Annotated in this window: 11 protein-coding genes; 2 read left to right on the top strand and 9 right to left on the bottom strand. The window is 62.5% G+C overall.

Features of this window, described 5'->3' with window-relative positions; translation table 11 throughout:
• Positions 1 to 617: 617 nt before the first annotated feature.
• Entirely contained in the window at positions 618 to 1,946 is a 1,329-nt protein-coding gene (gltP, locus tag SB756_RS22480; RefSeq protein ID WP_016497431.1) for a glutamate/aspartate:proton symporter GltP, read from the top strand.
• A 158-nt stretch (positions 1,947 to 2,104) separates the two neighbouring features.
• A complete protein-coding gene (locus SB756_RS22485; RefSeq protein WP_063424563.1) occupies positions 2,105 to 3,334 on the top strand; it encodes a nucleoside recognition domain-containing protein in 1,230 nt (409 codons plus the stop codon).
• Here SB756_RS22485 and SB756_RS22490 read toward each other — a convergent pair.
• The 9 genes from SB756_RS22490 to SB756_RS22530 all read right to left on the bottom strand — a co-directional run bounded on the left by SB756_RS22490 (position 3,316) and on the right by SB756_RS22530 (position 13,615).
• Positions 3,316 to 3,951 carry an ABC-type transport auxiliary lipoprotein family protein gene (locus SB756_RS22490; protein WP_341797229.1) on the bottom strand — a complete coding sequence of 212 codons (636 nt, stop codon included), beginning with the start codon at positions 3,949 to 3,951 and terminating at the stop codon, positions 3,316 to 3,318. The two genes, SB756_RS22485 and SB756_RS22490, sit on opposite strands and share 19 nt — an antisense overlap.
• Positions 3,948 to 4,886, bottom strand: a complete 939-nt coding sequence (locus SB756_RS22495; RefSeq protein WP_341797230.1) for an MlaD family protein — start codon at positions 4,884 to 4,886, stop codon at positions 3,948 to 3,950. The genes SB756_RS22490 and SB756_RS22495 overlap by 4 nt, the downstream gene beginning before the upstream one ends.
• A gap of 3 nt (positions 4,887 to 4,889) precedes the next feature.
• Complete coding sequence (locus SB756_RS22500) at positions 4,890 to 5,681, bottom strand: ABC transporter ATP-binding protein (protein WP_341797231.1); 792 nt, start codon at positions 5,679 to 5,681, stop codon at positions 4,890 to 4,892.
• A complete protein-coding gene (locus tag SB756_RS22505) occupies positions 5,678 to 6,811 on the bottom strand; it encodes an ABC transporter permease (protein WP_410911906.1) in 1,134 nt (377 codons plus the stop codon). The genes SB756_RS22500 and SB756_RS22505 overlap by 4 nt, the downstream gene beginning before the upstream one ends.
• Positions 6,812 to 7,025: 214 nt before the next feature.
• Complete coding sequence (locus SB756_RS22510) at positions 7,026 to 8,051, bottom strand: DUF5924 family protein (RefSeq protein WP_410911907.1); 1,026 nt, start codon at positions 8,049 to 8,051, stop codon at positions 7,026 to 7,028.
• A 121-nt stretch (positions 8,052 to 8,172) separates the two neighbouring features.
• Complete coding sequence (locus tag SB756_RS22515; protein WP_341797234.1) at positions 8,173 to 9,579, bottom strand: M16 family metallopeptidase; 1,407 nt, start codon at positions 9,577 to 9,579, stop codon at positions 8,173 to 8,175.
• 30 nt (positions 9,580 to 9,609) lie between these two features.
• Positions 9,610 to 11,268, bottom strand: a complete 1,659-nt coding sequence (locus SB756_RS22520) for a Na/Pi cotransporter family protein (protein ID WP_016497438.1) — start codon at positions 11,266 to 11,268, stop codon at positions 9,610 to 9,612.
• Positions 11,269 to 11,467: 199 nt separating this feature from the next.
• A complete protein-coding gene (locus tag SB756_RS22525) occupies positions 11,468 to 12,238 on the bottom strand; it encodes a TerC family protein (protein WP_341797236.1) in 771 nt (256 codons plus the stop codon).
• Between the two features lie 69 nt (positions 12,239 to 12,307).
• Positions 12,308 to 13,615 (bottom strand): CitMHS family transporter, encoded by a 1,308-nt coding sequence (locus SB756_RS22530; protein ID WP_341797237.1) that lies wholly within the window; start codon positions 13,613 to 13,615, stop codon positions 12,308 to 12,310.
• Positions 13,616 to 13,683: the final 68 nt, after the last annotated feature.

A 13,683-nucleotide genomic window follows, 5' to 3' on the forward strand; every position in this document is an offset into this window, starting at 1 on the left:
TTCTGATTGCTACAGGATCGGAGTGGCCTAGGGGTACAGGGAGTACCTCCAGCAATGGGCCGGGTCAGGAAAGGCGGAATCGGAAGTATCAGGTCTGCGGTGTCACAGGGATACCTTGGCAGACCTGACTTCCGAGGAGCCCTGTAGGAAACGTCGCTTTCCTTGCGCGTTTTTTCCCCTGAGACACATTTTGTCTCGACCGTACATCAAATTTTTTTCGACCTCTTGGCTGCTTCTACAAGTGGCATTTACGCCATTCGGATTGTCGAACAAGCCATCTTCTTCGCCCTTTGTGTACCGTTAAATCTGCCGAAATCTGGCGGTTTGGTCTTGTTCGGGATTCCGAACGTTATAAATCAAGCACTTGCGAACGCCCTCTTTTCGTGCAAATCGATATGCATAAACGGTATGGGGTATGCGTTTCCGGCATTAGCTTTCGCCCCTTGCCGTCGCAATAGTTGCCGCCTTTTTCGCTGGCCAGAGCGCCCTGTCGCTCGCCTGCGGTGTCCTTACATGAAGTCGCCGGACGGAATCTTCTGCTGTACGTGACCTTGCCAATGGCTTTGTTACGCGTGCATCCGCCAGGTGCCATGACCACTAGAACAAAGGGTAAAGACATGAAGAAGGCAAAACTGAGCCTCGCCTGGCAGATCGTTATCGGTCTGGTGCTGGGTGTTGCAATCGGCGCGCTACTGAATCATTTCAGTGCAGAAAAGGCATGGTGGATCAGCAACGTCCTTCAGCCTGCTGGTGACATCTTCATTCGCCTGATCAAGATGATCGTCGTCCCGATCGTGATTTCGTCGCTGATCGTGGGTATCGCCGGGGTAGGCGATGCGAAGAAACTGGGCAGCATCGGCCTGAAGACCATCATCTACTTCGAAGTGGTGACCACCATCGCCATCGTCGTGGGCCTGGTGCTGGCCAACCTGTTCCACCCGGGTGCCGGTATCGACATGAGCACCCTGGGTACCGTGGACATCTCCAAGTACCAGGCCACTGCGGCTGAGGTGCAGCATGAGCACGCGTTCATCGAAACCCTGCTGAATCTGATCCCGTCGAATATCTTCGCAGCGCTGATGCGTGGCGAAATGCTGCCGATCATCTTCTTCTCGGTAATGTTCGGCCTGGGCCTGTCGAGCCTGCAGGCAGAACTGCGCGACCCACTGGTACGCACCTTCCAGGCCGTCTCGGAAACCATGTTCAAGGTCACCCACATGATCATGAACTACGCCCCGATCGGCGTGTTCGCCCTGATCGCCGTGACCGTGGCCAACTTCGGCTTCAGCTCGCTGCTGCCGCTGGCCAAGCTGGTGCTGCTGGTGTACTTCGCCATCGCCTTCTTCGCCTTCATGGTGCTGGGCCTGGTGGCCCGCGTGTTCGGCTTCTCGGTGATCAAGATCATGCGCATCATGAAAGATGAGCTGATCCTGGCGTACTCCACCTCCAGCTCCGAAACCGTTCTGCCGCGCGTGATCGAGAAAATGGAAAAGTACGGCGCGCCGAAGTCGATCTGCTCGTTCGTGGTACCGACCGGCTACTCCTTCAACCTTGACGGTTCGACCCTGTACCAGAGCATCGCGGCCATCTTCATCGCCCAGCTGTACGGTATCGACCTGTCGTGGAGCCAGCAGCTGCTGCTGGTGCTGACCCTGATGGTCACTTCCAAAGGCATCGCTGGCGTGCCGGGGGTATCGTTCGTGGTCCTGCTGGCTACCCTGGGCAGCGTGGGCATCCCGCTGGAAGGCCTGGCCTTCATCGCCGGTGTCGACCGCATCATGGACATGGCCCGTACCGCGCTGAACGTGGTGGGCAACGCCCTGGCGGCACTGGTCATCGCCCGTTGGGAAGGCATGTACGACGCGGCCAAGGGCGAGAAGTACTACGCCTCGCTGATGGCCGACAAAAAGGAAGCTGTAGTCGCTGGCGAAACCGCCAAGCGCTGAGCCTGACCGCTGGTTGATGAAGAGCCCCGACCTGTCGGGGCTTTTTATTGTCTGTGAGATCTTGGGGCCGCGATACGAGGGCGCAGCCCTCGTCTGCGATCGCCAGTCAGGGGCTGCGATACGCTATCATTCGGGCATTTTTCAGGGGGAACACGCGGATGCTCAACGGCCTTTGGCTTGGCTTTTTCCTGGTGGCGGCGGTGTCCGCCCTGGCCCAATGGCTGGTAGGCGGCAACGCTGGCATCTTCGCGGCAATGGTCGAAAGCATCTTCGCCATGGCCAAGCTGTCGGTCGAGGTGATGGTGCTGCTGTTCGGCACACTGACCCTGTGGCTGGGCTTTCTGAAGATCGCCGAGAAGGCCGGTATCGTCGAATGGTTGGCCAAGGTGCTGGGCCCGCTGTTTGCCCGCCTGATGCCTGAGGTACCGCCCGGCCACCCTGCCTTGGGCCTGATTACCATGAACTTTGCCGCCAACGGCCTGGGCCTGGACAACGCCGCCACGCCGATCGGCCTGAAGGCCATGCGCGCACTGCAGGAGCTGAACCCCAGCAGCACCACCGCGAGCAACGCGCAGATCCTGTTCCTGGTGCTCAATGCCTCGTCGCTGACGCTGCTGCCGGTCACCATCTTCATGTACCGGGCCCAGCAGGGCGCGCCCGACCCGACCATGGTGTTCCTGCCAATCCTGCTGGCGACCAGCGTCTCGACCCTGGTCGGCCTGCTGTCGGTGGCTGTGATGCAGCGTTTGCGTCTGTGGGACCCGGTGGTGCTTGCCTACTTCATCCCCGGCGCTTTGCTGCTGGGCGGTTTCATGGCGTTTCTTGGCACCCTGTCGGCCGCCGCGCTGGCTAGCCTGTCATCGATCCTGGGCAACCTCACGCTGTTTGGCGTGATCATGCTGTTCCTGGTGATTGGTGCCATGAGGCGGGTGAAGGTGTATGAAGCCTTTGTCGAAGGCGCCAAGGAAGGCTTCGACGTGGCCAAGAACCTGCTGCCGTACCTGGTGGCGATGCTGGTGGCGGTGGGTGTGCTGCGCGCCTCTGGCGCCCTGGAGCTGGCCCTGGACGGTATCCGCCATGCGGTGAACTGGATGGGCCTGGATACCCGCTTCGTCGAGGGCCTGCCCACCGCGCTGGTCAAGCCGTTCTCCGGCAGCGCAGCTCGGGCCATGCTGATCGAGACCATGCAGACCCAAGGCGTGGACAGCTTCCCGGCCCTGGTAGCGGCAACGATTCAAGGCAGCACCGAAACCACCTTCTACGTACTGGCCGTGTACTTTGGCGCCGTGGGCATCCAGCGCGTGCGCCATGCGGTGGGTTGCGCACTGCTGGCCGAGTTGTCCGGGGTGATTGCGGCGATCTTCATCTGCTACTGGTTCTTCGCCTGAACCTTCAATTGAGCCTGGTTGGCCTGGCCAATGGTCCAGCCCACCACCTGCCCCACCAGCTGGTCGCTGGCCTGGCCGAAGCCGGCGACCACCGCTGACACCTGCTTGTCGGCAAGCGGCTGGCGGATTTCGAAGCGCTTGCTGGCCAGGATGCGCTGGTCGCGCCCCTGGACCAGACGCGCGTCGTAGCGGATCACCACCTCCACTGCCCCGCCCGCGCGGTATTCACTCTGAAAGGCCTGCAGCTCGCCAGCCAGCTCGTAGTCGGCCTGCAGGTTGCTGTCGTCGGCGCTCAGGCGCTGCACCTGGCCGTCACGCTGAAAACCATCGAGCAGGCGGTTGCGCAGCAGCACCGGGGCCGCATCGCTCCAGCGCGCGCCCTTGTAACTGCTGACCACATCGCCCTGCGGGATGACGGCAATGCGCGGCCCCGCCAGCACTTCACTGGCCAGCGGCTTGTTCAGGCGCAAGGACCAGTCCAGCGGCACCGCCGTGCGGCTGGGCTGGTTTACCGGCAGGCGATAAAGGTCGAAGGGTTCGGTCTTGGGCAGGATTGAGCAGGCACTGGCCAGGCTAAGCGCGGCCGCGAGGGCCAGCAGGCGCATCGACGGTTTCATGGCTGGAACTCCTTGTTGTTGTCGCGGCCGAGCAGGTAGCCGCTCGGGTCGGCCTCCAGTTGCCGGGAAATGCCTTTGAGCGCGTTGAGGGTTTCGCGCAGCTCACGAATGGCTGGGGTGAGCTGGTTCAGGCCCTGGGCGCCGTCGCCGATGGCCTCGCTGTTGTTTTTCAGCAAGTTGTTGATCGTGGCAGTGCTTTCGGCCAGGGATTGCATGGCCTGTTCGGCACTGCCGATTGCCTGCTTGCCATCGCTGGCCAGCAGGCCGTTGGCATTGCGCATCAGTGCCTGGGTTTCGGCCAACGTGGCACTGGCCTGCTTGCCTACCTGCACCAGTTGCTCGATGGCCTGGGCGATGCTGCCGTGCTGGCCGGCGAAGGCCCCCGTGGTCTTGTCGAGGTTGGCCAGGGTGCTGCTGAGGTGTCCGATGTTGTCTTCGGAGAACATCTGGTTGGCGTTGTGCAGCAGCAGGTTGATGTTGGTGACCAGGTCACTGCTGTCGTTGAGCAGTCGCGAGATCGGCGACGGCGAGGCAATGATCACCGGCAGCTTGCCATCCTTGCCTTTCAGTTCCGGGCTTTGCGGGGTGCCGCCGCTGAGCTGGATGAACGAGTTGCCTGTCACGCCGGCCAGGGTCAGCTTGGCCTGGGTGTCTTCTTTTACCGGGGTGTCACCGCTCAGGCGCACCCGGGCCAGTACCCGGCGCGGGTCGTTCGGGTCCAGCCGCAGGGTAGACACATCGCCCACCTTGATGCCGTTGTACTGCACCGGGCTGCCACGCGACAGGCCGGAAACGGCTTCGTTGAACACCACTTCGTAATCCTTGAAGGCGTCATCGACACTGGACTTGGTCAGCCAAAGGCCGAACAGCATGGCACCCGCCACCACCAGGACGGTGACCAGGCCGATAAGAACGTGATGGGCTCGGGTTTCCATTGCTCAGCGCTCCTGCCCGGCACGGGTGGCGGCCTGCTCGGCGGCGCGCCCGCGTGGGCCGTGAAAGTATTCTTGAATCCAGGCGTCGTTGGTCTGTTCGACCTCGGCCAGCGGGCCGGCCACCAGGACCTTTTTCTGCGACAGCACCGCGATGCGGTCGGTAATGGTGTAAAGGGTGTCGAGGTCGTGTGTGATGAGGAACACCGATAGGCCCAGTGCATCGCGCAGGGTCAGGATCAACTGGTCGAACGCGGCGGCGCCGATCGGGTCCAGGCCGGCGGTGGGCTCGTCGAGAAACAGGATGTCCGGGTCCAGGGCCAGGGCCCGGGCCAGCGCTGCACGCTTTATCATGCCCCCTGACAGCGAGGACGGGTACTTGTCGGCGGCCGAGATCGGCAGCCCGGCCAGGGCCAGCTTCACGCCGGCCAGGTGCTCGGCATCGGCGCGGGACAGCCCGGCGTGTTCGATCAACGGCAAGGCCACGTTCTCGGTGACGGTCAGCGAAGAGAACAGCGCGCCCTTCTGGAACAGCACGCCGAAGCGCCGTTCGACCAACGAGCGCTGTTCTTCGCCCAAGCCGGCAAGGTCCTGGTCGAACACTTTGATCAGCCCCTCATTGGGCCGTCGCAGCCCAATGATGCTGCGCAGCAGTACCGATTTGCCGCTGCCCGAACCACCGACCACGGCGAGGATTTCGCCACGGTACAGGTCAAGGTCAAGGTTTTCATGCACAACCTGGGGGCCGAAGCGGTTGCAGATGCCGCGGGCTTCGATCACTTTTTCCCGATCAATCACCAACCCATCTCCATGAAGAACAGCGCGGCCACGGCGTCCAGCACGATGACCACGAAAATCGACTGCACCACCGCCGAGGTAGTGTGTGCGCCCACCGATTCGGCGCTGCCGCTGACCTTGAAGCCTTCGAGGCAGCCGATGGCTGCGATCAGGAAGGCGAAGAACGGCGCCTTGGCCAAGCCCACCAGGAAGTGTTGCACGCCTATATCGGTTTGCAGCAGCGACAGGAACATGGCCGGCGAGATATCCAGCGACAGGGCGCATACCACCGCGCCGCCGACAATGCCGCAGATCATCGCGATGAAGGTGAGCAAGGGCAGCGAAATCAGCAGTGCCAGAACCCGTGGTACCACCAGCAGCTCCATTGGGTTCAGGCCCAGGGTGCGGATGGCGTCGATTTCTTCGTTGGCCTTCATCGAGCCGATCTGCGCGGTGAAGGCGCTGGCGGTGCGGCCGGCCATGAGGATGGCGGTGAGCAGCACGGCGAACTCGCGCAGGAACGAGAACGCCACCAGGTCGACGGTGAAAATGGTCGCGCCGAACGCGGCCAGCACCGTGGCACCGAGGAAGGCCACCACCGCGCCTACCAGGAAGGTCAGCAAGGCAACGATAGGGGCCGCGTCCAGCCCGGTCTGCTCGATATGTGCCACAACCGGCGTTAGGCGCCAGCGGTGCGGTGTCAGGGCGCGGCGCAGCAATGTCTCGAGGATGACACCGATGAAGCCGAGCAACTGCAAGGAGTCTTGCCACAGTGTGGCGACGGCGCGGCCGATGCGCTCCAGCAGCATCAGCAGTACGTTGCGCTCGGGTTCCTTGACAGGGATGCAGTAGTCCTGGACCGAGCAGTAGACGCTCTTGAGCAGCGCGCGGCTGGCTTCGGGCAGGTCCTGGGTACAGTGCGCCAGGCGCTCGGAGCCGAGCAGCTCGGTCAGCAGCGAGGCCCCGGCGGTGTCCAGGCGCCCCAGCTGGCTGAGGTCGGCGATGGTGTCGGCCGTGTATTGCGCGCGCAGTTGTTCGCTCTCGCGCTTGAGGCTGGCGTAGTGCGCCAGGGTCCAGTCACCGGTTATGCGCAGGCAGGCCGGTTGGCTGCTGGCGTCCAGGGTGGCGCTGGGGGTGGTCATAGGCTCCATGCAATTGACTCGGCGCTAAGGCTTAGGGGCTGATCATAGCGCAGCGGGCATGGGCTGTTTGGTGATTATGTGCTGTCTCTTGGTTCGGCATCGCGACCTGTAGGAGCAGCCTTGTGCTGCGAAGAGGCCGTGAGCGCCCACAAAAGTGGTTTACGGTACAGGCCCCTTCGCAGCACAAGGCTGCTCCTACACAGGTAATGCGTAAGCATGGATTTCAACTTCCAACCGGTGCATCGTCGACCACCTTGAAGCGCAGTACGCCAATCACCTGGCCATCTTCGGTCAGCACCCTCACCTGCCACTTGCCCACCGGGTTTGGCGGGAAGTTCTGTTTGTGGGTCCAGGCCCGGTAGCCTTCCTTGCGCCCGCCGTGGATATCCAGGGCGATGCGGTCGACCTCTTTACCGTCCTTTTGCCACACATGGTAGATCCGCTCGTTCAGGCCGCGTGGCGCGTTGATGGCGGTATAGGCGTACAGGCCGCTGCTGCGTATGCGGCTGGCGGCAATTTCATCCAGCGACTCGCCTGGCTGGCGGTTCAGCACTTCGGTACTCACCGCCACCTCGGTCATCCACAGGGTGGCCGGCGGTACCCAGGAGCGCAGCAGCCAGCCCCCGGCACCGACCGACAGGGTAACCAGTACCAGCGCCACGGCGCGGCGCCAGTTGTTGATCGGGAAGCTGCTGGCCAGGCTGGGGAACGACAGGGCCATGGCCGCGATCAAGGCCAGCTTGAAGCTTTGCGCGGTGGTCAGGTGCAGGATGATCGGCAGCGCGGTCAGCAAGGCGGCGAACAGCGTCAGGGTATGCAGCGCCAGGAACAGCCAGCGCCGCGGTGCCAGCCATTTGTAGTACAGCGGATCGATGATCGAAATCAGGCCCGCAGCGCCGAGCAAACCGGTGAACACCAGCTGTCCGCTGTTCCAAGTGGTGGTGATGAAGAAGAACGGCAGCACGAAGAACAGCGTTTCCTGGTGGATCATCTGCGTTGCGTAGCGCAGCAGCGGCTGCGGGATTTCGCGGTTGAAGGTGCGCGCAAACAGGCCGGTGAGGGTGTTTTCCAGCATCAGCCAGACCCAGCTGACCAGCATGAGTACGGCAACCCAGCTGGCCAGGCCGGCCTGGCGGTCGACCAGGATGAAGCTGCCGATACCGGAGAGGAAACCGCCGAGCGCGATGATGCCGGGGTAGCGTTTGAGCAGTTCGATGATGCGCTGGACGATATGGGGGATTTGGGGCATTGGGGGCTACAACAGAAAGGATGAGGTGGCTGTACGGCCCCTTCGCGGGCTTGCCCGCTCCCACAGGGTTCGGCGATAACGCCCGCGAAGGGGCCGGTACTGGCAAAAGGATACCGCCGATTCACCGCTCCCGTGTAGCACCACTCGGCCGTTCAGGCCCATGACGTCGCCAGCGCAGCAACCCTGCCGCCAGTATCAGCCCCACAAGCAAGGCGGCCAGCCCGTAAAGCTCGTCGTAGCCAAGCAACGGTTTCTCGATACGCAGGTAGCCCTCTTCCCTGAGCAGTTCTTTCAGCGCCGCGTTGGCCTGTTTCAGGCTGACCTGGCGCAGCTTGCGCACCGGGTTGGCAAAACGCCCGTCGGTATAGTCGTTCAGCGCGCCCCAGTAATAGTCGGCCAGGGCGCTGTTGCCTTGGGTGCTCCAGCTTTCCTTGGCGACGCTAGCGTCCTTGATGCGGGCGAAGGTGTCCGGGTCCAGGCCTTCCTTGCGCAGGTGCTCGAACAGGGCCTGCATTACCTTTACCGCTTTGTCGATGTCATCGCGCTCAAGGTCGGCGTTGAGGCTGAGCAGGCCGGTGTCGCCAAAGCTCTCACGCTGCACCGAGGGACCGTAGGACAGCCCGTTGCGCAGGCGTAGCTGGTCGTACAGCGCCCAGTCCAGGTAGCGCGACAGCAGGTCGAGGGTGGCCTGGTGGTCGTTGTCCAGCACCGGCTCGATGAACAGCCAGTGCAGTTTGACGCTGTCACCCAGCCAGCCCCGGGTCAGGTCGCGACGTTGTTCGGCCTGGTGGGTGATGCTCTCCAGGTTGCGGCGCTCCTCCGGTTCGGTGGCTGGCAGTTCGCCAAAGGTGCGTTCCAGATAAGCCGGCAGCAGGCGGTCGAGGCCGCCGACCATGATCAGGGTCATGTTGTTGGCCGCGTACCAGCGGTCACGCAAGGCTTGCACCTGCTCCAGGGTCATGTCGTCGATATTGGAGCGCTCCGGGCATTTCAGGCCCAGCTCGGTGGCCAGCTGATCGCTGGCGGGGTGACCGATGTCCTGGCGGTCGAGCCAGCGCTGCAGGTGGCCATAATGGCCGCCATCTTCGCGTTCGATGATGCGCTTGGCGGTGGCCAGGGCCTTGGCATCGATAGGGGTGTCGCGGATGACCGCCAGCAGCAGGTCGAGTACCTTGCGCTGGTTGCGCGCCGGGGCTTCGATCACGAAGGTGGTGTCGGCGCTGCTGGTATAGGCGTTCCACTCGCCGCCCAGGGTTTGCAAGCGCTCTTCCAGGCCGCCCTCGCCTGTTTCGTCGATGCCGCTGAACAGCAGGTGCTCAAGCAGGTGCGGCAGTTCTTTCTGCTCGCAATCGAAGTCGTCCAGGCCTACCCCTACCACCAGGCGGATCGCCACATGGTCACGCTCGTAGCCGTCTTTCAGGATGACCTGCAGGCCGTTGGGCAGCAGGTAGCCCTCAACGCGTGAGCGGTCGAGGGCCAATGAGGGCAGGCTGCAGATCAGCAGGCAAACGAACATCAGGCAACGCATGGGCGAGCGAGAATCCTCTGGTAGGCAAAATCAGGGCAGACGGGCTTCGTCCGGCACGCTGTCGAGCATCAGGCCGCCGGTGTCCGAGCCGCCCAGTACCACATAGGCACTGCTGCAGAACAAAGAGTTCAACCGCTTCATGTCGGCAATCAGCTCCAAGTGTAGCGAACTGGTCTCGATACTTTGCACCACCTTACGCTGCAAGCGGCTGACATGGGCGTGCGCCAAGCGCCGTTCCTGGGCGCGAAAACGGCGTTTTTCACGCAGCAGCAAGCGGGCGCTCTCCGGGTCGGCACTGAGAAACACCGACAGGCCCAGGCGCAGGTTGGCCAGTAATTGCTCCTGCAGGCCGGTGAGCTCCTCCAGGCCTGTCTGGGAAAACTCCCGGCGCTGACTGGTTTTCTGCTGCTGGACCTTGCGTAGCATGCGCTCGATCAGGTCGCAGGCCAGCTTGAGGTTGATCGCAAGCTCGATGATCTCGGCCCAGCGGCGGTTGTCCGGCTCGCTGAGGTCCTCGCGCGACATTTGCGCCAGGTACAGCTTGATCGCGCTGTACAGGGCCTCGGCGTCTTCGCCCAGGACGCGGACCTGCTGCGGCAGGGCGGTCTGGGTGCCGCGCAGGGCACCGAGCACGGCTTCGAGCAGGCTGTCGACGATATCGCCCAGGCGCAGGGTTTCGCGGCAGGCGTTGGCCAAGGCCAGGCTGGGCGTTTCCAGTGCCGAGGCGTCGAGGTGGCGTGGGCGCACTTGTCCGTTGCCGGCTTCGCGCTCGGGCAGCAGGGTATTGCACAGCCGGCCCATCAGTTTGACTGTGGGTAGCATCAGCAGGCAGCGCAGTGTGTTGTAGAGCAGGTGGAAGCCGATCACCAGCTCTTGCGGGCTGAAGCTGAGCGAGTCCATCCACTCCACCAGCGGGTGCAGCACGGGAATGATCAGCAGCAGGCCGAGTAGCTTGTACAGCAGGCTGCCCAACGCCACCCGGCGCCCGGCGGTGTTCTGCATGCTGGTGCTGATGAAGGCCAGCAAGCCACTGCCGATGTTGGCGCCGACCACCAGGCCGATGGCCACCGGCAGGCTGATGACTTCGGCGCCTGCCAACGTTGCGGTGAGCAGCACGGCGGCCAGGCTGGAATAGGAAACCATGGCGAACATGGCGCCGACCAAGGCGTCCAGCATGATGTCGCCGGTTAGTGAAGCGAACAGCACTTTCACGCCTTGGGCATGGGTGATCGGCGCAGCTGCCTGCACGATCAGCTCCAGTGCCAGAATGATCAGGCCAAGCCCGATACCAACCCGGCCCAGTTGGCCTGCCCGTGTCTGCTTGCGCGAGAGGAAGAAGATTACACCCAGGAAGATCAGCAGCGGTGACAGCCACGACAGGTCGAAGGTCAGTACACGGGCCATCAGCGCGGTACCCACATCGGCACCCAGCATGATCGCCAGGGCCGGGGTCATGGCCATCAGGCCCTGACCGACGAAAGATGTGACCAACATGGCCGTGGCGTTACTGCTCTGCACCATGGCGGTGACCAGAATGCCGGCGATGAACGCCAGCGGTCGCTTGTCCATGTTCTGGCTGATGATGCGCCGCAGGTTCGAGCCGAATACCCGGAGGATGCCGGTACGCACGATATGGGTGCCCCAGACCAGAAGCGTCACGGCTGAGAGCAGGTTGAGCAGGGTCAGCATGGCGAAGGCCCCCTGTTGCACTGGCCCACCGGGCCAAGAAAAGATACGTGAGCTTTTGAAGAATTTTCAGTGCTCACTCAAAGCTTTAGTTGTTTTGCGCAGCTGTCGCCAGCTTCGCATGGCTGTCATTTGTTTGAAACCGATCAGACATGAAAAAAGGGCCCTGCGAAGGGCCCTTTCTGTTTTGCACTTCCGGGTTTTATTGACCCGGAATGTCTTTGCGCAGTTTCACTGGGTCTTGCTCTTTGCCCTCTTTGCGGGCTGAGGCGGTGCGCATGCGGATGTTGATGGCTTCCACCGCCAGCGAGAACGCCATGGCGAAGTAGACGTAACCCTTAGGTACGTGCACCTCGAAAGCCTCGGCGATCAGCACGGTACCGACCACGATCAGGAAAGACAGTGCGAGCATCTTCAGCGACGGGTGTTTGTCGATGAAATTGCTGATGGCACCGGCGCACAGCATCATCACCAGCACGGCTACGACGATGGCGGCGATCATCACCGGCACGTGAGAAACCATGCCCACTGCGGTGATTACCGAGTCCAGCGAGAACACGATGTCGATGATGGCGATCTGGATGATGGTATAGAAGAACTTGCCACCCGCGCCTTTGGGCTCATCCGGGCTTTCATCTTCGCCTTCCAGGCCGTGGTAGATCTCTTGCGAGCTTTTCCACAGCAGGAACAGGCCACCGAAGAACAGGATCAGGTCCCGTCCGGAGATGCCCTGGCCGAACACCACGAACAGGTCGGCAGTGAGGCGCATGACCCAAGTGATCGACAGCAGCAGCAGGATACGGGTGACCATGGCCAGGGCCAGGCCGAAGATCCGGGTGCGCGGCTGCATGTGCTTGGGCATGCGGCTGACCAGGATCGAGATCATGATGATGTTGTCGATCCCGAGGACGATCTCAAGCGCGGTGAGGGTAAAAAAGGCAACCCAGATTTCCGGGCTGGTCAGCCATTCCATGTAATTTCCTTCGAGCGGTAATGGCAACGCGCCCCAGTCAGGGCGCGTTGCGTAGGTTATACGTATGTATTAAAGACTACTGAACAGCGGGAAAATCCCCATCAGCAGCGCGGCGAGCATTATGCACAGGCACACCAGCACTGCCCACTTGAGCGTGAAGCGCTGATGATCGCCGAACTCGATGCCGGCCAGGGCCACCAGCAGGTAGGTGGAGGGTACCAGTGGGCTGAGCAGGTGTACCGGTTGCCCGACGATCGACGCACGGGCCATTTCTACCGGGGTGATGCCGTAGTGGCTGGCGGCTTCGGCCAGCACCGGCAATACGCCGTAGTAGAAGGCATCGTTGGACATGAAGAAGGTGAACGGCATGCTCACGATCGCGGTGATTACCGCCAGGTACGGGCCCAGCGCTTCGGGGATGACGGCCAGCAGGCTCTTGGACATGGCGTCGACCATGCCGGTACCCGACAGGATGCCGGTGAAGATGCCAGCAGCGAAGATCAGCCCGGTCACGGCCAGAACGCTGCCGGCGTGGGCGGCGATGCGGTCCTTCTGCTGCTGCAGGCACGGGTAGTTGACGATCATGGCGATGCTGAAGGCGATCATGAACAGCACGGGCAGTGGCAGCACGCCGGCGATCAGCGCGGCCATCAGGGCGGCGGTAAGGGCACCGTTGAAGTACAGCAGCTTGGGCCGGCGTGCTTCCGGGAATTGCGAAACGGTGATTTCGCTGTGGTCGATGTCGTCGGTCGGCAGGTGCAGTTCGCCCAGGCGGGCACGTTCACGCTTGCCGTACATGTAGGCAATGGCCAGGATCGCCACCACGCCGAACAGCATGGCCGGGATCATCGGCACGAAGATGTCCGAAGGGTCCACATGCAGGGCACTGGCGGCGCGGGCGGTCGGGCCACCCCAAGGGGTCATGTTCATCACGCCGCCGGCGAGGATGATAAGGCCGGCCATGATCCGCGGGCTCATGCCCAGGCGGCTGTACATCGGCAGCATGGCGGCGCAGCAGATCATGTAGGTGGTGGCGCCGTCACCGTCGAGCGAGACCACCAGGGCCAGCACGGCGGTACCGACCGAGACTTTGAGCGGGTCGCCCTTGACCAGTTTGAGGATCTTGCGCACGGCCGGGTCGAACAGGCCGGAGTCGATCATCAGGGCGAAGTAGAGGATGGCGAACATCAGCATCACGCCGGTAGGCGCGAGCTTGCTGATGCCTTCGAGCATCATGGGGCCGATCTTGGCGGAGAAACCGCCGAACAGGGCGAACAGGATCGGTACCAGGATCAGTGCGATCAAGGCCGACAGGCGCTTGGTCATGATCAGGTACATGAAGGTGATGACCATGGCAAAGCCGAGGAAGGTCAGCATGGCAATACTCCAGGCGTGGCGCGGCGAAAGGAAAGTCGATTCGGGCGGATCAGCGCGTCAGGCGCTGC

The organism is Pseudomonas sp. SIMBA_068, assembly GCF_046534705.1.
Classification (GTDB): domain Bacteria; phylum Pseudomonadota; class Gammaproteobacteria; order Pseudomonadales; family Pseudomonadaceae; genus Aquipseudomonas; species Aquipseudomonas putida.